Below are 20285 nucleotides of genomic sequence, written 5' to 3'. Positions count from 1 at the left end.
TCACCCTCGACCCCTGGCGAATCGGCGCGATCACCCGGGCGGCCCTCGTCCTCCTCCGTCTCGAACACGGACGCCACACCTAACCGAAGATGTGATCACACAAGGTCGTGATCCGTTACGCGGAAAGACTCAATGTCGCGCTCCCATCGCTCCATCGATATGCCTCATGCAGCCACTTTGCATTGCTAGCCGACGTGTGAAGATCGTGACGAGGGCGAGTGGCATGTGACTGGGTGCAGCAACGCGGATTAAGTTGAGAGAACGCATTGCTCGCATATAACTCATCTGCTGGCCGCGTCCTCGAATTATCCACCAGTACTACAGAGACGATGATGCGTCGTATAGAGCGACGGACCAGACCGGGTTGCGTTACACGTTACTCTCCTCTCTCGTCTCGCAACCATGCCTCCATGATGAGCGCAGCCTCTCGGCCCTCGGCGGCTGACCGCGTCTTATCCTCTTCCCACACCACCGTGCGAAAGAAGCCCTCGTCGAGCCACTTGTTCAGGGGCTCGTCCAAGGATTCGTCGTTAGCTTCATCGACGGCCCTGCTAAAAGCGCTATACCGTAGGCGTAGCTCGCTATCAACCACGTGATAACGATCATCTTCCGCGAATAGACTGCGATGCATGCTCAAGGTTCGGTCGAGTTCTAGCGCTCCGCAATAGGCGGACGCTTCTTCTCGTATGGCTTCATCGAGATTAGCGGCTTGTGTTTGGGTTACGCCGGTGACCACAGCAACGGCGAGATTGTGGGTTTTGATCAGCGTCGCCAAACCGGGCACTGTGAAGGTCTTCCAGAGGGAAGGTCGCCCGGCTAGGAGGTGTGCCGAAAGATCGGCTGGACTGACGCCCCTCGGAGGGAACAGGCTTGCCACCGCTATGCCTAAGTCGCGGCGGAACTCGGGTACAACCCGCACTATCTGACCTAACACTGTGTGGTCGATCTCACCTGGCATTATCAGGTCCTCGTCGAAAATCAGTACGATATTCAAACGCTGCATAGTCTCTCTCTCGCGGGAGTAATTGGCCGACAAGGACACCTCTTCCGTAGCGGAGAACTCATTACGGAAATCATCGGGAGAAAGGTCGCGGGGAATCGGCAAACTGGCTGAAGCCATGTAATCTCCCAGAGCCTGGTCTGCGAGTTTTGGCTGCCCGAAAACTAGAGACGAAACTTCAATTAGGTTCTCTGATACGCTCACTATCTGGCCGAGTCCAGAGTATATCTGTGGGTGTCGGGCGGCGCTGTGAAGTGTGGAGCCTGCGGTGGTAGTAGTGAGCCATTGAGGATCGAACCTTACGATCACGCGGCGATCGCCGGCGCGGAAGAAAAGGTAGGGATCTTTGGATAGGTCGCCTGTAAAAGCTTTCGGGGGTAGCTCGGGTGGATTAGCGCACCGCATTGAGGTTTCAAAGGACACCAGCAGGCCACGCCGCAACCCACCTAGGGTGTGCTCGTCAAGCGCCACTGCTTCCGCATTCCAGGTCTCGAAAAGTGGTCTGACATCCGCTACAAAAAGTCCAGGAGCCATTCCCTGCCCATGAAATGGTTTTGAGGTGTCGAGTCCGACTCTTCTCGCAGCGTTGACGATTGGCGTTCCAGAGGCGAGCATTGCGATCCGAGGCAGGTTAACAAAGTCGACGCTAGAAAATCTCATGCGCCAGGTAAGCGCTGCTAACTGCAGTTCTTCAGTGGATCCAGGAGTTTCTTCTCGCATCTGTTCAACTTGCTCAGCACGCTCTCGGCGGCTGGCAGAAGTGCCTTCGCGATCGGCGATCATCAGTCGTTCCCAGTCCCGGTGAGACCAAACAGGCTCTTCCGCCCACCTCGCCAATATGGCGCCGACCGCGACTAACTGATCTAGGTCACGAGGTACTGCGGTGCCCGTTGCCCACCCGTTCACCGTTGACTTCGGAACACCTGATTCCTTTGCCAGCTTCTTCTGACTCACCCCCGGACTGCGAAGAACAGCCTGATCCCACAGACGAGCCAACTCCGTCACGACTTGAGAGGTCGACTTCTGCGGCCGAAAAGATGTCACAACGCCCCGCCTTCTCCGCCGCAGCTCACGCTCCGGATCCGGACCGGACCGGACCGGACCCTCCCTCACCAGCAGAGTAGCGCCAAAGATCCGGACCCATCCGCTATACCTTCACGAAACTGCCTCATCCTCGATTCCATGCAGCCATGACGGACACGAACAATGCCAAACCTCGCAGGCGCACGTCAGGACGGCGCGCCAGGACCATCCAGCGGTTCCGCCGCACTGCCGCCTTCGCCCTTACCCGTGGCGCCGCACATGCCGTCGGTAGCGGCCTCGTCGGCCTGCTGTTCTGGTGGATCATGCATCGCTAGTTTGTGATCGGGGAGGCTGAGGCGCGCTACTCCCCAGCAGCATGAAGAGAGTCTCTGACCTGCGCAGGCGGGGGTCAGGGCTCTCTTCACATATGTTTAGCTGTCTACGGTTCTAACTGATCGTTTGTGGACGTCCCTGCCCAGCGCTTGCCCCACGAGGCCGCTGTGCGCCGGTCAGGGCTCCTCGTCCTTGAGGGCGTCGGCAATTCTTCGCTTGGCGGTCTCGTCCTGGCCGACGATGCATTTGGCGTAGATCCTGAGCAGGACTTCGACGCTGTGGCCTGCCCACTCGGCTACCTGGGTAGCGGGAACACCTGCGTTGAGCCAGGTGGAGACGCAGGCGTGGCGGAGATCGTAGACGCGCTTGGCCAGTGGTGAGCGTGCCTCTCGGGGCGTCAGCGCGTTCTCGCGGGCTCTGCGCCAGGCTCGGCAGTAGGTGATGCTCGGTAGTTCTCCGCCTCGCACGCCGGTGAAGAGTCGGTCTTCAGGGCCGGTGTTGAACTCGGCGAGATGGGCGCGGAGGAGCCTGGTAAGGGCGGGCGGGCACGGGATCGTCCGCGTCTGGCCCTTGGCGCGGTGCTTGAGCGCGCGTTCCTCGCGCAGGCTGCCGTCGTCGGTCCATTCCCGGCCGGCGAACGGCGCGGCGTTGACAAGATGCAGTTCTCCCCAATCGTTGGCGGGTTCTTCCATCTCGCCGGTCTCCTCATTTCGGACGAGGTCGGGGAGGAACACGTTGTCCTCTCTGAGGTTGACGGCTTCCTCAGGGCGCAGAGCGGTGTAGTACATCACCGCGAAGAACGCCACCAGTCGCTGCCCGCTCGGCTGCTGTTTTCCGACCTCGGCGAGCAGGTGGCGCGCTTGTGCGTGGTTGATCACGCTGCGCTTGTCCACCTCGTACGTGACTTTGGGCGGCTTCCATTTCAGCGACTTGATCGGGTTGGTGGTGAGTAGCTCCAGCTCTATGGCGTAGTCCAGGGCGTTCTGCAGGATGGTCTTGTTCCTGCGGATCGTGCTTGTGGCGGCGGGCCCAGTTGGCGGGCCGGGTGGCGCGGCTGCTCGGCCACGACTTCGTCGTCGCGCCCGAGCGGATCGCCGCCATGGGGCTGCACCCCACCCCCCTGATGGACGGGCTGCGCAAGGCGGACGTGGTGCTGCTCCTGAGCGACCACCCGCGATACGTTCGCGACGACATCGCGGCAGCGCTGGCCTCGGCCCCGGTGGTCTTCGACATGTGGGGGCTCTGGCAGGAGCCGCTCGCCGATGCGGCCGACATCGCGTACATGAGGCTGGGCCGTGGCTGAACACGTACTCATCACCGGCGGCGCCGGGTTCATCGGCGCTCATCTGGCGCGCAGGCTGCTGGACGAGGGTGCCGAGGTCACCCTGGTCGACGACTTCTCCCGAGGGCAGCGCGACGCCACCCTCGCCGATCTTGAACGCCGTGCCCGGCTCGTCCGCCACGACCTGACCCGGCCGATCCCGGCCGAGGCGTTCCCGACACGTGTGAACACCGTCTACCACCTGGCCGCCGTCGTCGGCGTCCAGCGTACCCAAGACGCCCCCGGGCGGGTCCTGCGCACCAATGTGCTGGCCGCGACCCACCTGTTCGATTGGTGCGACCTGACCCGTCCCGACACCGTGTTCCTCAGCTCCACCAGCGAATTCGCGGACGGCGCCGCACACCTGGGGGCGGCCACCTTCCCGACATCCGAGGAAGTGCCGTTCGTGCTGACCGAGCCGCATGCGCCGCGGTCCAGCTACGCGCTGAGCAAGGCTGTCGCCGAGAGCATGCTGCTGTACCGCGCCGACCGGTTGCGCGTACGTATCGGGCGCTACTTCAATGTCTACGGACCGCGCATGGGCCACTCCCACGTCATCCCGCAGTTCGTCGGCCGCGTCCTGGACGGCGAGGACCCATTCCGGGTCTACGGGGGCGAGCAGGCCCGCGCCTTCTGCCATGTCGACGACGCGGTGGCGGCCACCGTCGCCCTGACCCGGCTGCCGGACCCCGGGCCGGTGATCGCCAACATCGGCGACGACACACAGGAGATCCGGATCGCGGAACTGGCCCGGCTGCTGTTGCAGGTCGCCGGGGTCTCTCCGCGTCTCGAGTTCCTCGCCGCCCCCGCCAACTCGCCGGCCCGCCGCCTGCCGGACCTGTCCAGGCTGCGCCGGCTACTGCCCGGGCGCACTCCCGTGCCCCTGGAGAGTGGCCTGCGACAAATGCTCGACTGGTACAAGGGGGAGCGTCGCGGCCCGTCGGCCGAAGGAGTCCTGCATGGCAGTCAGTGAGACGCGGCGCGAGATCGCCTTCGCCGACAACACGATCGGCCGGCCCGAGATCGACGCCGTGACGGACGTCCTCACCTCCGGTTGGCTCTCCGCTGACCGGCGGACCCGCGTCTTCGAGGAGGAGTTCGCGGCCGCTACCGGGGCGCAGGACGCGGTCTTCGTCAGCAGCGGCACCGCGGCGCTGCACCTGGCGGTGCTCGCGCTCGGCCTGCGGCCGGGGGACGAGGTCATCATGCCGTCGCTGACCTTCGTGGCGGGAGCGGCGTGCTGCGCCCTGCACGGAGTCGTACCGGTTCTGGCCGACATCCACGGCGCACGGGACCTCACGGTGGACCCCGCCGACATCGAGCGGCTGATCACCGAGCGCACCAGGGCCATCGTGGTCATGCACTACGGGGGATACCCGGCCTCCGTCGCACAGGTCAGGGCCCTCGCCGACCGGCACGGGCTCCACCTCGTCGAGGATGCCGCGCACAGTCCGGTCGTCTCCACGCCCGACGGCGTACTCGGCACGGTCGGCGACATCGGCTGCTTCAGCTTTTTCGCCACCAAGAATCTGACCACCGGCGAGGGCGGCATGATCCTCGCCCGGGACACCGAACTGCTGGCCCGCGTACGGTCGTTGCGCTCGCACTGCATCGACGGCTCCTCCCGAAGCCGTACGGCGAGCGGTTCCGCCGGATACGACGTCACCGGTGTCGGCCTCAACTACCGGCCCACCGAGATGGCCGCCGCCCTGGGCTCGGTACAGCTCGGCAGACTCGCCGGCGACCGGTCCCGCCGCAGCGACCTGGTCTCCCTGTACCACGGCGGTCTGGCCGGGATCAGCGGGCTGGACGTGCCATTCGCCGGGCACCAGGGCGCCTCGGCCCACCATCTGCTGCCCGTACTCCTGCCCGAGGGCAGCGACCGGGAACGGATCAGGCGGCGGCTGCGCGCGGGGGGAGTATCCACGTCCGTGCACTATCCGCCGACGCATCTGATGACGTACTACCAGGACGACCCGGACGGCCTGCGTACCGACGCCATCCCGCGCGAACGGCTCGTACGTACCGAGTCGGTCGCACGCAGGCTGCTGTCGCTGCCGCTGCACGCCCGTCTCGGCGACGACGACGTGGCGTACGTCGTGGACCAGTTGGCCGACGTTCTCGCGGGGGAGTGAGCCAGGGTGGAGATCACCACGACCGACCGCCGCCTTCACCGCGCCGGGCTTTCCTTCGTGGCGCTCGGTGTGGACCATCACCCCTCGGCCGCCGGCTGCCGGTGGTGGGTGGACTGGGACGAGGACGCCCTTCGGGCCGACTTCGGGCGCATGGCCGAAGTGGGTCTGAACTCGGTGCGGCTCTTCCTGTTCTGGCGCGACTTCATGCCCACGGAACACGCGGTGGACTCCGAGATGCTCAACCGTCTGGACACCGCCGTCCGCGCGGCCGGAGAGGCGGGTCTGTCCTGCGTTCTGTCGCTTCTCACCATATGGATGAACGGCCAGCGCCTCGACCTGCCCTGGCGGCGGGGGCGCAGTGTGTGGCGCGATCCGGACCTGCTCGCCGCCGAGGAGGCGTACGCGCGAGCCGTGGCCAAGACCGCGCACGCCCACGGCAATGTTCTCGCCTACGACCTCGGCGACGAGTTGTGGAACATCGACGAGGCCGAAGCGCTCTCCCTGACCAAGGAGGAGGTAGCCGGCTGGTACCGGCGGCTCGCCGACGCCCTTCGCGCGGAGGCGCCCGGCGCACTCGTCATGCAGGCCAACGACCCGTCGGCCGTGTTCGGCGGCGGCCCGTACGGCTGCGACAACCAGCGGGAGCTCGATCTGATTGCCCTGCACGGGTTCCCGCCGTGGGCCCCCGGCGGGATCGAGTCGACTCTGTCGTACAAGGCGACGAACCTGCCGTCGTTCCTGGCCGCCGTCGGCTCGGCCTACGGCCCGGTGCTCATCGACGAACTGGGCAGCTACGGCGTGCACACCGGCACCGCCGCGTCCTTCCTCTCGGCGGCCACCGCGTCGGTCCTCGCCAACGGCGCCGCCGGAGTCTTCGTCTGGTGCTGGCAGGACATCGCGTCGGCGGCGGAGCCGTACCGGGAACGCCCGGCCGAGCGATATGTCGGGCTGCACACCCTGGAGGGCACCCCGAAACCCACCATGGGCGCCTACCGGCAGGTCCTTCACCACGCCACCGTTCTCACGGCCGCGCGTGCGCCCGCCTCCGCCGCCCTCATGCTGCCGCACCGTCTGCGCGGCCAGGGCACGTCGTACCTGGACGGTGCGGGCAGCGCGGTCGCCGCCTTCCACTCCTATCTCCTGCTCAAGCGGGCCCACGTGCACGCCGACGTGGTCACCTCCGCAGGACTCGACCACCACCGGCACGACCTCGTCATGTGCCCGGCCGCGGACCGGCTCACCCTCGACGACCTCGACGCGCTGCGGGCCCACGCCGAGCGCGGCGCCACCGTCTACCTCTCCCTCGGCGACCATCTGCACGGGCTGCCCGGAGGCGACCTCGTCGGGGTCGAGATCGTCGACTTCCGGCTCGGGGACGACGGTAAGAGCGCGCTGTGCTGGGACGACGCGCGATGGCCGCTTCGATGGGATCCCGCGGCGATGAAACCCACCACTATGGTCGCCACCACCGGCCGGGTCCTCGCGAGTTACCCTGACGGGTCGCCCGCTCTCGTCGAGCAGGCCGTCGGCCGGGGCCGCGTGCTGTTCACCAACGCACCGCTGGAGTGCCAGTTCGGCGCACCCGGACTGCTGACGTCGAGCGGATGGCACCTCTTCTACGCACGCATCGCCGAGATCGCCCACGTGCGGCCCGCGGTGCGCTGCGAGGAGCCCGACCTGGAGATCGTGAGCGGCCGCGACGGCGGGCTCGTCGTCGTCAACCACGGTGAACACCCCATCTCGGCGCAGCTGTCGACCGCCGACACACGCTACGCCGTCTCGCTGGGAGCCAAGGAATGGACGGTCCTGGGCCGACGGCTCCCGGGCCACCCAAGGGAGTCCGCGTCATGAAGGCAGTCGTCTACCACGGGCCCGGGAAGGTCGCAGTCGAAGAGCTGCCACAACCCCGGCTCGCCGGGCCCCGGGACGCGATCGTCAAAGTGCACCGCACGGCTGTGTGCGGCACCGACCTGCACCCCTACCGGGGCGAGACACCCTCGTTCGAGTCCGGCACGGTGCTCGGGCACGAGTTCGCCGGCACGGTCGCCGAGGCGGGCCCACTAGTACCGTTCGCGCCCGGACAGCGGGTGTTCGCCTCCGACATAGTCGCCTGCGGCTCGTGTGCGTCCTGCGCGCACGGCATGCACTACCAATGCGTGTCGGTCGGCCTGTTCGGTTCCTCCACCCTGGTGGGTCCCGCGATCGCGGGCGGCCAGGCCGAATACGTCCGCGTCCCGTTCGCGGACGTTGTTCTGTGCGCCACGCCTGACGGTGTATCCGACGAGCAGGCACTGTTCGTCGGAGACGTCCTGAGCACGGCGTACGCGGCGGTGATGGGCGCGCGGGTGCGACCGGGCGACGTCGTGGCGGTGGTCGGGGCGGGACCGGTCGGCGTCCTCGCGGCGGCCTGCGCCCGGCTCGCCGGGGCCGCCGAAGTCGTCCTGGCCGACAGCGACGCCGGGCGGCGCGTAGGCTTCACCGGTCCCGGACGGATCGTCGCCCCCACGCAACTCGCCCATATGACGGCCGAGTTGACCGGAGGCTGGGGAGCGCATGCCGTGATCGAGGCCGTGGGGACACCGGCTGCCCTGTCCACCGCCGTCGGGGCCGCGGCCCCCCGGGCCACCATCGCCGCGGTCGGCGTGCACCATGCCGACGCCTCTTTCCCCGCGGGCACCGCCTTCGCCCGGGAGCTGACGGTGCGCTTCGTCGTAGGCGACCCCATCGACGTCCGCGAGCCGGTGCTCGCGCTGCTGCGCCACAAGCGCCTGGACCCGTCCGAGCTGATCAGTCACCGGCTGCCGCTGTCCGCGGCCGCCGACGCCTACGACCTGTTCGACCGCCGCGAAGCCTTCAAGGTCGTCCTCGCTCCGTCCGAAGTATGACCCTGGCGAGCTCCAACCTCGGATCACGTGGCAGCCGTCCGTGCGCTTTCCTCGGCTGACAGTTTCCGAATGTGCCGTAGGGCGACGACCGGCACGCTCACACCGATCAGGTTGCAGTAGGCCACCGAGGCGTAGAAGCTGTCCACCGTGCCGGTGGCGTGGGTCGCGGCGGTGCTGACCGCGACGATCAGGCCGAAGTAGATGGCGTTGAGCACGATCGCCCGGAGGCCGCCGCCGGTTTCCTCCATGACGGTCAGCGACATGAGTACCGGGCCCTGGACGGCGTAGGTGAGCGCCACGGCGCCCAGGTAGCTGCCGGCGGCCACGGCCACCCCGGCGTCACCGCTGATCAGCCGTGCCAGTTGCTCGTGCACCGACCACACCAGCAACGCGATCACCACGTAGGCAATGACGGTGACCTCGATGCCGCCGCGCATCGACGCACGTATGCGCGGCCAGTCGCCCGACCCGCGCTGCTGGTTGATGGTGATCGCGGTGGCCGTGCCGAGGACCATTCCCGGCAGCAGCACAAGGTTCTGCATGGTGGACACGACCGTGAAACCGGCCACGGCGTCCGGCCCGTAGTTCCCGAGGACGCCGATGACCGCGAGGTTGTACGCGGAGATCACGAAGAACGACATCGCGATGGGCACGCCGATGCGGCGCAGGTCGGTGAGGACTTCGCGCCGCCAGACCAGGGCGGCCGGCGGATGCCACAGTTCGGTGCGGCGCAGCAGGACCAACCCCATGGCCAGGCCGGCCACACCCGCCGTCGCCTCGGCTATCGGGACCGCCGCGATCCCGACGTCGGTGCCGAGCCCGAGACCGGCCACGAGGCCGATCCGTACGCCCGCAGTGAAGACGACCAGCAGGGTAGCGTGCCGCACATACCCGTAGCCGCGCAGGCTCGACGCGCAGAGTTCCGGCCCGATGGTCAGCAGCCCGGCGGCGCTGGTCCAGCGCAGGAAGGAGACGAACGCGTCCCGCTGCTCGGCGTCCACCTGGAAGAACCCGGCCAGCAGGGGAGCAGCGATCATGAGAACCAGAAACAGGGCAGCGCCGAGCCCGAGCCAGACCCTGGCCAGGCTGGCGGCGTTCGCCATAACGTCCCGCGGACGCCCGGCCCCCTTGCCGATCGCGGCGGCCACCTGGTTGGCGACCGCAAAGCCCACGCTCACGGCGAGGATGACGAGGCTGACCGGCTGATACAGGGAGCGAATATAGATGACGTCGCCCCCCATACGCCCCAGGATGGCCACGATGCCGAGCTGGACGGCGAAATTGAGGGACTCAGCCACGAGGAGCGGGACTGCGAGGCCCGAAATGGTGCGCCACACGCCCCTTCGCTCCTGCGTGGTCAGGGACGACATACGGGCCTCCGGGGAGCGCGACGGCTGGGTGTAAAGAGGACTCACGGGACGCTAGCAAGATTCACCGAGGAATCACCATGGGAAGCGCCTGATTGAGGCCGCTGCCGTGTCGAGCCGGCACAGGCTCAGGTATCCGAGGTGAGGGTCGTAGTCGGCCAGGACGATCTTCCGGTCCGACGTCTCCGGGAGGTGGGCGCAGTGCTCCGAGAGCGTGACCCACAGCCCGGTGCACGGCAGTCCGGCAGGGACGGGCAGAACGTCGGCGCTGACACCGGCCTTCGCCCAGTACGGGGCGAAGGCCGGTCGGCAGATCGCGGTGAACGCCCCGGCTTCCTCCACCTCAGCCCGCAGCAGGGTGACGATGTCGGAGGTCGACACCCCGGCGTGCTGACGGACCGTGGGGGCGCCGAGTGCGCCGTCGCGGTCGAGGACGAGCGCCACGGCCATGTCGCGGGTGGGACGGATGTCCTCGGGGATCGGCGGCCCCTGCCATACGGTCGCCTGGTCCATGACGAGGACGAGCGCACGTCCGTGGGAACCCCCGGGCAGGGTGGTCGCGGTGAGCCGGAGCGCGGTGAACGCGCCTGCGGCGCCTTGGTCGGAGATCGCGAACACCGTGTCGATGCCGTCGAGCGCATGCTCCAGGAACGGCATGGGAAAGCCGGGCTCCGCGTCAGGAGTGGAGCTGGCGAGCACCGCCGCGTCGAACCCTTCGGCAAGCGGCCCGAGCCGGCCGAGCATCGGCCCGGTCATGTCGTGGAAGGTGGTCCGGCGACCCGCGAGGTACGCGTCCTCCCACGGGAGCCCGAACAACTCCCACAGATGACCGAAATAGGTGCGGTCCAGATCGTTGAAGGCGCTCAGCCCGTCGAAGGCGCAGTGGTCGATGTGGGCAAGGCGCAGGTCCGCCCCGATGCCGTCCGGCTTCGGTCCGATGTACACCGCGTGGCCTTCCTTCCGGTTCAGTGCTCGAAGACCATGGCCGAGAAGGTGGCGCCCAGGCCGACCGCGGTCATCAGGTAGCGGTCGCCGGGCGTGAGCCTGCCGTCCGCGCGGGCCGAGCAGTAGTTGATGAAGGCGTCGGCGCCGAAGCAGTGCCCGACCTTGGAGAGGTTGTCCAGGTAGAGGCGGTCCAGGTTCTTCGCGGCGATGAGTTGCTCGGCCATGCTCCGGTCGTGATCCACCCGGATCTCGGAGAACCCGTAGTACAGACGGTATTGCTTGATTTCCTGGTCGCTGTGTCCGAACGCACGCAAGCGTCCGGCGACCGGTTCGCTGTGCCGGGGCAGATGGACCGCGACGGCTTCGAGGGATGTCACCGTTCGCCTCGCTGTGCCCGGCCGTCGCGGGACCCGGGAAACGCGTTTTCGACCACGGCTGCCACGTGCGGCCAGTTCATTCCGTCCCGTATCCGGGTCAGTCCGGCCGCACCGAGGTTCGTACGCAGGTCCTCGCTGTGCAGCAACCGCAGGACCGCGGCCGCGACATCGCCGGCTGTCAGATCGCACACCAGCCCGTCGACGTCGGCTCGCACCACGTCCTCCACCCCGGCGAATCGCCCGGACACCACCGGCTTGCCGCAGGACCATGCCTCCGCGAACACCAGCGGGAAGACATCTGCGCAGGAGGGCAGGCAGAGCAGGTCGCAGGCGGCCAGCGCGTCGTGTTTGCCGCTCTCGTCGAGCAGGCCGAGGTCGAGGATCCGCTCGTCCCGGTGGCGGGCGAAGACGCTTTGGTCCGCCCTCCCGCCCGACGGCCCACCGAACGCGAGAACCGTCTCCGGAAGTACTCGCCAGATCAATGGGGCTGCTTCGAGCAGGAGGTGATACCCCTTTGACGGAACCCTGCGCCCCAGGAACAGCACCAGCGGCCCGGTCACCGAATGCCGGTCCCGGAACGCCGCGCCGTCACCGGCCCCGATCAGATCCGGTGCCTGCGGGATGTGGCGGATACGCGAGGCGGGCACGCTGAAGTCGGCCAGGAGCGCCGCCTCCGACGGGGTCAGAGTGAACACGGCACGGGCCGCACCGCACAAGCGGCGCCCCAGCCGGTGATCCGGCCAGGTACCGGGGGCGGAGGCGGGTGTCAGCAAGAACTCCGCCCCGCTCTCGCGGGCCAGCTCGTACCCGAGGGCGGCGTATTCCGCCGACGCGAGGTCGTACACGTGCACCACATCGGGACGCCGCCAGTCCGGGCTCACGCCGAGCTGCTCTCGGGTCCGGAACCGGACCGGCAGATCGTCGGACGGTCCGGGCGGGCGCGCGGAATCGGTGAGAACCGCCACCTCGTGCCCGCGCCGGACGAGCGCGGCGGCGGTGCGCCACGCCATCCGCAGGCCACCGGTGGTCTCACTGTTCGCGTAGCCGCCGAAGACGGTGAGGACCCGGCTCATGCTTCGTCCTCCTTCACACCGACGGCGGCCCGAAGAGCGGAGATGTCGACCTTTCCCAGCGCGGAGCGGGGGAGAGCCCGCAGGAGATGAACGTGGTGGGGCACCTCGTGGGCGGCAAGCCGCTCGCGGCACAGTGCGATCACCTCGCCGGCCAGTCCGGCACCGCCCCGGGGCCCGGCCACGACGGCGGCGTGGACCGTCTGCTCGCCACGCTCCTCGACGCCGAAGACGTGCACGTCGGCCACGTCGGGGTGGTCGCGGACAAGGCGCGCGACCCGCTGCGGGTTGACCTTCTTGCCGCCCACGTTGATGAAGGTCTGCTTGCGGCCCAGCAGGAATACCTCGGACGTGTCCGAGATACGCACCAGGTCGCCGGTTTCGTAGAGACCGGGGCCGGGTCCCGGGCCCCCGTCGGAGTATCCGGTGAACATCGTCGAGGTTCGGACCGCGAGCCGATGACCGGATCCGCCGGATTCCTCCCCGGGGGGGTCCGGCAGCAACTCCCATTGCACGCCCGGCGCGAACACCCCCACCGATCTCGGCTGCCAGGTCTCTCTGCTGCCGTCCTGGCAGGCGACGAGCCCGGTCTCGGTGCTTCCGTAGACCTGGTACACCGGCACTCCGCACAGCCGCCGCACGGCATCTGCCGTCTCTTGCGGCAGTGGGCCGCCCGACGACAGCAGGAGCCGCAGCCCCGGCGCGTGCGCCTCGGTTCCCCAGGCGCGGACCAGCATCGAGTACAGCAGAGGCGTGCCGAGCACCACGGACGCACCGTCGGCCAGAGCTCGCACGAGCCGGCCGACCGAGAACTTCGGCATGGTCAGGACTTGAGCGCCGGCTCTCAGCCCGGCGAAGAGACCCCCGATGAGCCCGAACGAGTGCGCTACAGGGATGGGCAGCAGGATCCGGTCCGCCGGGCCGTACGCATGGATGCTCCGGTACAGCTCGCCTCCCCTGACCGCGGCCCGCATCGGCTGCCGCGCGAGCCGCGGCTCGGACGTCGAACCGGAGGTCAGCAGCAGGAGGTCGGGGCTCGCCGAGCCGGATCCAGCGGGCGGGGTCCGCGACGTCTCGGGGCCGGGTGCGAGCAGGTCGTCATAGGTCAGCTCCGTCGGACCCGTCGGCGCGGGCACCGCCGACGACTCCGGTCTGATCAGGGTCCCCGCACCGGCGGACCAGATCACCGACCGCTCGTCGCGCAAATGCGAATTGCCCGCCTCGACCACGACGACGTCGACCGCCGCCGCGAGGAGGCCGAGCAGTACGGCGATGCTGCTGCGGCTGCCGTCCAGTACGGCGATCACGGCCGGCCGCAGGCGCTCCGCGTGACGCGCCACCCGCATGACCTCGGCCCGCAGCTCGGCGCCCGACGTCGTCGCTGTCCCCTCCGCGGTCAGCTCACCGAACACAGGGCGCTCCGCGGCCCGTGCGTCCTCCCGGCCCAGCAGCGCGGCGACCTCCCGCATGGCCTGGTCCGTCACCGTTCACCCAGCTCCGGCGTCGTCGCCGGAACGTGTCCGGCGGCCGTCGCCCGCTCGACGTGGTCGGCCAGGCCCGCCAGCGACAGATGGTCGGACAGGACGGCGTCCACGGCCTCGTCGAGGTCGATCTCGTACGTGTCCAGCAGGTCGCCGACGAGCTGGACCAGGGAGATCGAGTCGAAGCCGAGCGTGACCAGGTCCACGTCGACATCGATCTCCCGCTCCGGGACCCGGAGGAAGCGGGTGGCGAGGCCGCGCAGTTCACGCTCGATCGCGAGCCGTGACGGGGCCGGTTCCTCCGTCGGCGCGCGGTAGGACGGAGCGGCGCCCGATGCCACCGTCACGGACGGCGACGGTACCGGGTCCGGGTCCTGCGCGAACGGGAGCCAGTACCGCTTCTTCTCGAAGGGATAGCGCGGCAGCGTCACCGGGAAGGGTCGCGGGCCTGGCCACAGGGGGCTCCAGCCGACGACCGAGCCCTGCGTCCACAGCCGCGCCAGGTGCGCCAGCTCCCGGTACTCGCGGGTCTGGGCGACGACCGGCTCGGCATTCCCGCCGTCGGCATGGTGCGGCACGGCTGTGCCGTGGCAGACCCGGGGCACGTCGTCGCCGCGCACGAAGGAACGCAGCCCGGCCAGCACCTCCTCGGTGCTCCTCGCCAGCACCGCCAGGCGCACCGGCATCTCCTTGCGGCGCAGCGCGGCCATGTACGTGAGCGCGCGTAGTCCGGGCGCGTCGGCGCGGGCCAGCAGCTCCGCGGTGCGCTCGGCGATGATGCGCAGTTGCGGGAGGGTCCGGGCCGAGAGCAGAAACACGTCCTCCTTGCCGTCGGCGTCCGCGGTCGCTCCGGAGCGGGGGCGTTCGTCCAGGTACTCCTCGACGATGACGTGGGCGCCGGCTCCGCCGGACCCGAACGAGCTGACACCCCCGCGCCGGGGTGTGCCCGGCTCGCTGATCCACTCGGTCAGCTCAGTGGGGAAGTAGAAACGACCCGATTCGGTGTCGATCATCGGGTTGACCTTGTCGAGATGGACGCAGGGGGCGATCTGACGGTGCCGGAGCTGAAGCAGGAGTTTGGTGAGGCCGGCGATTCCCGCGGCGCCTTCGAGGTGCCCGATGTTCGCCTTCACCGAGCCGACGGCGCATCGCAGGCGTCCTGCGGTGCCGTTCTCCGTGCCGTCGGCGCGAGGAGTGAGCGCGGCGTTGAGCCCTGCCGTTTCGAGGGGGTCACCCAGCTTGGTGCCCGTGCCGTGCGCTTCGATGTAGCCGATGGACTGCGGCGCCATCCCCGCCCGGCGTATCGCCTCGGTGATGAGATCGGCCTGTGCCGTGGGGTTCGGGACGGTGAAACCGGAGCGGCGGCCCGCGGAGTTGACGAAACTCGCCTTGATCACGCCCCATATCTCGTCGTTGTCGGCCTCGGCGTCCGCGAGTGGCTTCAGGAGAACGGCGCCCACTCCTTCGCCGGGCACGAAGCCGTTGGCCCCTGCGTCGAACGCCCGGCACCGCCCCTCGGGTGAGAGCATGCTCCTGGAGGCCAGTCCGGCCAGGTGAGCGGGATGCAGGATGAGGTTGGCCCCGCCCGCGATGGCCATCCGGCATTCACCGTTGCGGATGCTCTGACAGGCCAGGTGCACGGCGGTGAGCGAGGAGGAGCAGGCGGAGCCGACCGCGTAACTCGGCCCCTGGAAGTCGCAGTGGTACGAGACCATGTTGGCCAGTCGCCACGCTGTTGAATCGGCGCTGGTCAACTGCCCTGTGTTCCAGCCCGTGGCAGCGATCCGGCCGTACGTCTCGTACATGAGGCCGACGAACACCCCGGTCGATCTCTCGTGGGAGGCCGTCCCCAGGTAGCCGGTCTCCTCGAGCAGGCTCCAGACCACCTCGAGGAAGAGGCGTTCCTGCGGGTCCATGATCTCGGCATCGCTCGGCAGGACGTCGAAGAACGCGGCGTCGAACCCCGCGACATCGTCCAGGAAAGCACCCCACTTGCCATAGCTTTTCTGGTCACACCCGCGGCGCTCGTCATGGTGGGTGCGCCAGTCCCATCGTTCCTCAGGTATCTCGACCACGCGATCGGCGCCCGTGCGCAGCGTCTCCCACAGGCCGGCCATGTCGGTCGAGCCGGGGTAGTAGCCGCCGACACCGACCACGGCGATGTCCAAGGGGCTTTCGACATGTTCCGACTCTGGACCCGGCGTCATGCGTACCCCTCTGAACGATGCTGTCTGCGGAAGTACTTGACGGTTGGATCCGCCGAACCGCCGGAGTCCAGATACTTCGCGAACCGGTCGGCGTTCACCGCGTGTACGAAATTCCAGGTCACGGAGACGCTGGCGGATAGGGCGACGGCCGCGTGGTACCAGCCGGCGGGGATGAAGATGGCGTCGCCCGGCTGAAGTGTCACGTCCAGCGCGGGTTCGACGGAGTTCCACAGCGGGAACCGGGCGGTGTCCGGCCGGTCGAGGTCGACGACGCCCGCGCCGTCGCTCAGCGCCTTCCCCGCTGCCGGGGGGTAGAGCACGAAACGCTTCTCGCCGGTGATCTGGCAGAGGCAGGCGTCGCTGGCCCATGGGTCCACGTGCAGGCGAGTCCGCCCGCCGGCCGCGCAGATGAAGAGTCCCTTGGCCGGGAAGCTGTCCTTCGTCGGATCGGCGTTCTCCTTGATGGCCGGGAATACATAGTCGTCCGACGGCAGCCAGGAAGGTGCCGCCCAGTCGCCCTTCAGTTCTGCGAACGCGTCGTCCGCGCAGATCATCTGGAAGTTGCGCTGCCTCGCGTACCAACGCACCCGGCATGTTGTTCACCGGTCTGCGGCCGGCCGACGCCGACTGAGGTCTTGGCGAGTGCGGCGACCGGCAGCCACTGACGGCGCAGCCCGGGCATCGCCATCCCGACGCCGGCGACCCGCCACGCCGGCCCGTCCGGCGAGCCCGCACGACCAACTCCCGCCACACCGCGTCACGAACCTGCGTGCCGGTGGCCGCCGCTCTAGGGCGTGTTCTTGGACCGAGGGTTGATCTGACTTTCGATCGGGTTTGTTGTCGTGGCATGGGCAGGCGTTTTGAGCCGACCGATGAGGAATGGGATGTGATCGCGCCGCTGCTGCCGCCTGTGGTGGCGCGGCGCGAACGAGCCCTCCTGGATCGTGAACACCCGTAGGATCCGGTGTCGTGGGCGAAGAAGCGCAAAGCGAAGGCAAGCCCCACGCGGGGGGTCAGCGGTCATCCTGCTCGGCGCGCGCTGCAACTCGCCGCCCGTCAGCCCGCACCCGATTCTCGTTCCGGGCTGCTTGAGTCGCTGCTGGGGACCGCTGGGGATCAATGGTGGCCGGACTCTCAGAATGCGATCATCGAGCGCCTCGTCGACCTGCCCGCCCACTCGCCTCTGCGGTTGGAGAACGCCGTCGTCGACCTGGTCGGCGAGGAGTTGTGGACACGTACTCAGACCGAGACCATGGGTTTCCACTGGGACCAGTACCTGGCCACTCTGGCCGATCTCGTCCGCGACAAGATCCAGGTCGGCGCGCGCACCGGCGGGCAGGTGGATGACCTTTGGCGGATGCTGCACGGGCTGGCCGCGATGACCCCGCCGTCCAGCGGGCAGATGCTGCGCCGCGACCCCGACCTCGCCGTTCGAGAAGCCATCAAGGACACCACGGCGGCCTTGGCCAAGGCCGGCATCGCTCCCGGGTGGCCGGGTGACGTTCTCCGGGCCGCTCCGGCCGGGGAGCCACTGCTGTTGGCTGACGCGTACGGCTCGCGGTACGCGCTCCTGGCCCCCTTCACCTGGGGTGAGCAAGACCCGCACTGGTACTACTGGGACATCGACCGCTGCACCGGAGACCGGGTCGTGCATGCCGGCGTCTTCGCCTCACCGCAGGAAGCGTTGACTGAGTGGCGAGCCGCAGTCGGGACGCACGCGGCACCCGCCTTCGCCCGACCGGCTCCGTGCGACCAGGCCACTGCCCGCAACCTGCTGGATCCGCTGTGCCGTTCCGACCTCGTGGGTGCCCTGCTGCTCGGCAGTGAGTCGCGACAACTCATCGCCGAGCATTTCCGCCTGCGCCAGCGCGCCCGCGCGCTCTGTGAGTCGTTCACCGTCGCTCCCGAGCCCAAGCCTCGGCAGGACCTTCACCGCCTGGCTACGCGATCGAGATGGCCGCAGCCCCGAACGGTAAGTGTCGGCGGTGAGCACGATGCTGGCGTGCCCGAGCATGGCCTGTACCACCTTCAGGTCGGTGTGCGCGGCCAGCGCCAGGGTGGCGGCACCATGGCGCATGTCGTGCAGCCGGACTGGCGGTTGTCCCGAGGCAAGTCTGCGCGCCCAGGGGTACCACCCGGCAGCTGGCGGCGCTCTTCGGTGGCCCGGCCACGACCCGGCCGTCGGCGTGCACCCGCTGCTGCGTCACCGTCCGCTCCGCGGCCTGCAGGTCTACGTCCGTCCAGCGCAGTCCGGCCGGCTCACCGCGGCGCAGACCACGCAGCGCGGCCAGCCACCACGCGGCGTACAGGCGGTTCTGCGCGACGCTGGTCAGAAACGGCCGCACCGCCGGAGCCAAGCCCGGCAAGCGGAGAGATCATGCGCATCCTTGTCGATGGGCGGCTCGACCTGACTCGGCAAGACCACCCTGATCCACGAGCCCGGCCATCGTCACCAATGCCTTGACCCTGCAATCGGCGGCAACTGTCTCCGACATCGGAGAAGCCAGCTTGACGGCTGGGTTCGAGGTCGAGCGCGATCCTTCGGCCCTCAGCCAGGGAACGGGCCAAAGCTGGGCCGGACCTCGGTCACCGGGAGCTTCCTCGATCGGGACTGGTTCTCCTCGACCAGCGCTGGAACGAGAATGCCCGCCCCTTCACCTGGACCAAGAACGCCGACCAGATCATCGATGCCATCGGCCGCTACTGCGCTCAAATTTCCGTGAGTGGCGGAAACTCGGGATACATCCCGGATGCATCACTCCCTATGTTCCGGCATGGGGTGCGCCGGCGGCGCTGCGGCTCAGGCGTTGTAGCCGCCGTGGGCGTCCAGCACGGCGCCCGTGACGTACGACGCGGCGGGGCTCGCCAGGAAGGCGATCGCCGCGGCGATCTCGTCGGGGTGTCCCATGCGTTGCAGGGACAGCGAGCTGAGCAGGGCCTTGATGGTTTCGGGGTCCGGGTGTTCCATGCCGTCCGTCATCATTCCGGCTTCTACGACGTTGGCCGTGATGTTCCGGGGGCCGAGGTCGCGGGCGACGCCCATGGTGTACCGCTCGACTCCTGCCTTGGTTGCGGCGTAGTCGGCCACGCCCGGGACGCCGGCTCGGCTGCCGAGTCCGGAGCTCACCGTGATGATGCGGCCGCCCTCGCGCAGTACTTGGGAGGCGGCCCGGATGATGGCGATCACGCCGAGGTAGTTGGTGGCGTGCATGCGATCCAGCGCGGCGGTGTCGGCATTCGGGTCGTCCACCGTAGCGTTGACTGAGATCGCCGCGTTGTTGACGAGGATGTCCAGGCCGCCGAAGTGCGCGACCACGTCGTCGATCAGCGCCGGCGCCTGGCTCATGTCCGCCTGGTCGGACTTGAACGCGGCGACCTTCGCTCCCTTGTTGCGTACCTCGTCGGCGACGGCCTGCGCCTGCTTGTCGGAGCTGACGTAGGTGAACGCGACGTCGGAGCCCTGCTCGGCGAGCAGCCGTACGGTCGCGGCTCCCAGCCCGCGGGACCCGCCGGTGACCAAGGCGACCCTGCCTGTCAGCGGCTTGTTCATTCTTCTCACCTCACTGGTTGACCATCTTCGGATTGTCGTAACAGTAATGGTTACGACAGCTTGTCGCAACCATAGTTGTTACGACAGTTGCCGTAACATCGAGAGTTGCGATCGAGAGGAACGAGTTCATGAGCGCCAACAGCAGGTTGACCATCGCCGCCCACGCGCTGGCCTGGATCGGCCTCTACCAGCGCCAGGGCCATGAAATCGCCACCTCCGAGCAGATCGCGACCAGCGCGAGCACCAATCCCGTGGTGATCCGGCGGCTGCTCGGCGACCTGCGCAGGGCGGGGCTCGTGGAGTCCCGGCGTGGGGTGGGTGCGGGCTGGTCGCTGGCGCGCGACCTGGAGTCGATGACGCTGCTCGACGTGTACGAAGCGGTGGAACCCGGCCCGCTGTTCGCGCTGCACCGCGCCGCCCCGAACGCGGGATGCGTGGTGGGTTACGGCATCCAGCCGGCGATGCAGCGCATCTACGACGGCATCGAGGAGACCCTCCGCCGCGAACTGGCACGCGTCACGCTGCAGGATGTACTTCAGGACGTTCTCGCAGCACCTCGCTAAGTGGTCCGACCCGTAAGGCCTTCGGGGG

At 68.3% G+C, this 20285-nt stretch carries 17 protein-coding genes; 6 read left to right on the top strand and 11 right to left on the bottom strand.

All coding sequences use genetic code 11. From position 1 onward, the window contains the following. Window positions 1–376 precede the first annotated feature (376 nt). Complete coding sequence (locus ABGA98_RS39005; protein WP_347623486.1) at window positions 377–1783, bottom strand: hypothetical protein; 1407 nt, start codon at window positions 1781–1783, stop codon at window positions 377–379. Between the two features lie 749 nt (window positions 1784–2532). Further along, on the bottom strand, window positions 2533–3249 hold the full coding sequence (locus ABGA98_RS39000) for a tyrosine-type recombinase/integrase (protein ID WP_347623485.1): 717 nt from the start codon (window positions 3247–3249) through the stop codon (window positions 2533–2535). 122 nt (window positions 3250–3371) lie between these two features. Here ABGA98_RS39000 and ABGA98_RS38995 point away from each other — a divergent pair, with 122 nt between their 5' ends. Genes ABGA98_RS38995 through ABGA98_RS38975 form a run of 5 tightly spaced genes read left to right on the top strand, consistent with a single transcriptional unit; the run spans window position 3372 to window position 8697 of the window. Next, window positions 3372–3659: a hypothetical protein gene (locus ABGA98_RS38995; RefSeq protein WP_347623484.1), complete on the top strand. Its 288-nt coding sequence runs from the start codon at window positions 3372–3374 to the stop codon at window positions 3657–3659. Next, window positions 3652–4650, top strand: coding sequence for an NAD-dependent epimerase/dehydratase family protein (locus tag ABGA98_RS38990; protein WP_347623483.1), 999 nt, complete (start codon window positions 3652–3654; stop codon window positions 4648–4650). Before ABGA98_RS38995 ends, ABGA98_RS38990 begins: the two co-directional genes overlap by 8 nt. Then, the gene (locus tag ABGA98_RS38985; RefSeq protein WP_347623482.1) at window positions 4637–5812 is read left to right on the top strand and encodes a DegT/DnrJ/EryC1/StrS family aminotransferase; all 1176 of its coding nucleotides are present in this window, start codon (window positions 4637–4639) and stop codon (window positions 5810–5812) included. Before ABGA98_RS38990 ends, ABGA98_RS38985 begins: the two co-directional genes overlap by 14 nt. A gap of 6 nt (window positions 5813–5818) precedes the next feature. Continuing rightward, entirely contained in the window at window positions 5819–7663 is a 1845-nt protein-coding gene (locus tag ABGA98_RS38980; RefSeq protein ID WP_347623481.1) for a hypothetical protein, read from the top strand. After that, window positions 7660–8697, top strand: coding sequence for an alcohol dehydrogenase catalytic domain-containing protein (locus ABGA98_RS38975; protein ID WP_347623480.1), 1038 nt, complete (start codon window positions 7660–7662; stop codon window positions 8695–8697). The genes ABGA98_RS38980 and ABGA98_RS38975 overlap by 4 nt, the downstream gene beginning before the upstream one ends. Before the next feature lie 23 nt (window positions 8698–8720). On the opposite strand, the gene ABGA98_RS38970 is transcribed toward ABGA98_RS38975, so the two are convergent. From ABGA98_RS38970 to ABGA98_RS38930, 9 genes are all read right to left on the bottom strand, one after another. Next, window positions 8721–9995: an MATE family efflux transporter gene (locus tag ABGA98_RS38970; RefSeq protein WP_347623479.1), complete on the bottom strand. Its 1275-nt coding sequence runs from the start codon at window positions 9993–9995 to the stop codon at window positions 8721–8723. A 144-nt stretch (window positions 9996–10139) separates the two neighbouring features. After that, the gene (locus ABGA98_RS38965; protein ID WP_347623478.1) at window positions 10140–11009 is read right to left on the bottom strand and encodes a hypothetical protein; all 870 of its coding nucleotides are present in this window, start codon (window positions 11007–11009) and stop codon (window positions 10140–10142) included. 20 nt (window positions 11010–11029) lie between these two features. Next, on the bottom strand, window positions 11030–11386 hold the full coding sequence (locus ABGA98_RS38960; RefSeq protein ID WP_347623477.1) for a 3-oxoacyl-[acyl-carrier-protein] synthase III C-terminal domain-containing protein: 357 nt from the start codon (window positions 11384–11386) through the stop codon (window positions 11030–11032). Beyond that, window positions 11383–12459 (bottom strand): glycosyltransferase family 4 protein, encoded by a 1077-nt coding sequence (locus ABGA98_RS38955; RefSeq protein ID WP_347623476.1) that lies wholly within the window; start codon window positions 12457–12459, stop codon window positions 11383–11385. Before ABGA98_RS38955 ends, ABGA98_RS38960 begins: the two co-directional genes overlap by 4 nt. Beyond that, complete coding sequence (locus ABGA98_RS38950) at window positions 12456–13940, bottom strand: fatty acid--CoA ligase family protein (protein ID WP_347623475.1); 1485 nt, start codon at window positions 13938–13940, stop codon at window positions 12456–12458. Before ABGA98_RS38950 ends, ABGA98_RS38955 begins: the two co-directional genes overlap by 4 nt. Continuing rightward, window positions 13937–16144 (bottom strand): beta-ketoacyl synthase N-terminal-like domain-containing protein, encoded by a 2208-nt coding sequence (locus tag ABGA98_RS38945; RefSeq protein WP_347623474.1) that lies wholly within the window; start codon window positions 16142–16144, stop codon window positions 13937–13939. Before ABGA98_RS38945 ends, ABGA98_RS38950 begins: the two co-directional genes overlap by 4 nt. Continuing rightward, a complete protein-coding gene (locus tag ABGA98_RS38940) occupies window positions 16141–16698 on the bottom strand; it encodes a cupin-like domain-containing protein (RefSeq protein WP_347623473.1) in 558 nt (185 codons plus the stop codon). The genes ABGA98_RS38945 and ABGA98_RS38940 overlap by 4 nt, the downstream gene beginning before the upstream one ends. A gap of 1115 nt (window positions 16699–17813) precedes the next feature. Beyond that, entirely contained in the window at window positions 17814–18221 is a 408-nt protein-coding gene (locus ABGA98_RS38935; protein WP_347623472.1) for a hypothetical protein, read from the bottom strand. Between the two features lie 723 nt (window positions 18222–18944). Beyond that, window positions 18945–19694: an SDR family oxidoreductase gene (locus ABGA98_RS38930; RefSeq protein WP_347623471.1), complete on the bottom strand. Its 750-nt coding sequence runs from the start codon at window positions 19692–19694 to the stop codon at window positions 18945–18947. 128 nt (window positions 19695–19822) lie between these two features. On the opposite strand from ABGA98_RS38930, the gene ABGA98_RS38925 reads away from it, so the two are divergent. Then, the gene (locus ABGA98_RS38925) at window positions 19823–20257 is read left to right on the top strand and encodes an Rrf2 family transcriptional regulator (RefSeq protein ID WP_347623470.1); all 435 of its coding nucleotides are present in this window, start codon (window positions 19823–19825) and stop codon (window positions 20255–20257) included. The last annotated feature ends 28 nt before the right edge of the window (window positions 20258–20285 follow it).

The organism is Nonomuraea sp. B1E8 (assembly GCF_039871515.1).
In the GTDB taxonomy this organism is placed as follows: domain Bacteria; phylum Actinomycetota; class Actinomycetes; order Streptosporangiales; family Streptosporangiaceae; genus Nonomuraea.
This window is presented reverse-complemented; position numbering and strand designations above follow the sequence as displayed.

What these genes read in the sequence shown, in the direction of transcription:
- ABGA98_RS39005 (WP_347623486.1), bottom strand. Translation starts at nt 1,783, where the DNA reads ATGATCGCCGATCGCGAAGGCACTTCTGCCAGCCGCCGAGAGCGTGCT.
- ABGA98_RS38985 (WP_347623482.1), top strand. Translation starts at nt 4,637, where the DNA reads ATGGCAGTCAGTGAGACGCGGCGCGAGATCGCCTTCGCCGACAACACG.
- ABGA98_RS38975 (WP_347623480.1), top strand. Translation starts at nt 7,660, where the DNA reads ATGAAGGCAGTCGTCTACCACGGGCCCGGGAAGGTCGCAGTCGAAGAG.
- ABGA98_RS38955 (WP_347623476.1), bottom strand. Translation starts at nt 12,459, where the DNA reads ATGAGCCGGGTCCTCACCGTCTTCGGCGGCTACGCGAACAGTGAGACC.
- ABGA98_RS38945 (WP_347623474.1), bottom strand. Translation starts at nt 16,144, where the DNA reads ATGACGCCGGGTCCAGAGTCGGAACATGTCGAAAGCCCCTTGGACATC.
- ABGA98_RS38940 (WP_347623473.1), bottom strand. Translation starts at nt 16,698, where the DNA reads ATGATCTGCGCGGACGACGCGTTCGCAGAACTGAAGGGCGACTGGGCG.
- ABGA98_RS38935 (WP_347623472.1), bottom strand. Translation starts at nt 18,221, where the DNA reads ATGCGCCATGGTGCCGCCACCCTGGCGCTGGCCGCGCACACCGACCTG.
- ABGA98_RS38930 (WP_347623471.1), bottom strand. Translation starts at nt 19,694, where the DNA reads ATGAACAAGCCGCTGACAGGCAGGGTCGCCTTGGTCACCGGCGGGTCC.
- ABGA98_RS38925 (WP_347623470.1), top strand. Translation starts at nt 19,823, where the DNA reads ATGAGCGCCAACAGCAGGTTGACCATCGCCGCCCACGCGCTGGCCTGG.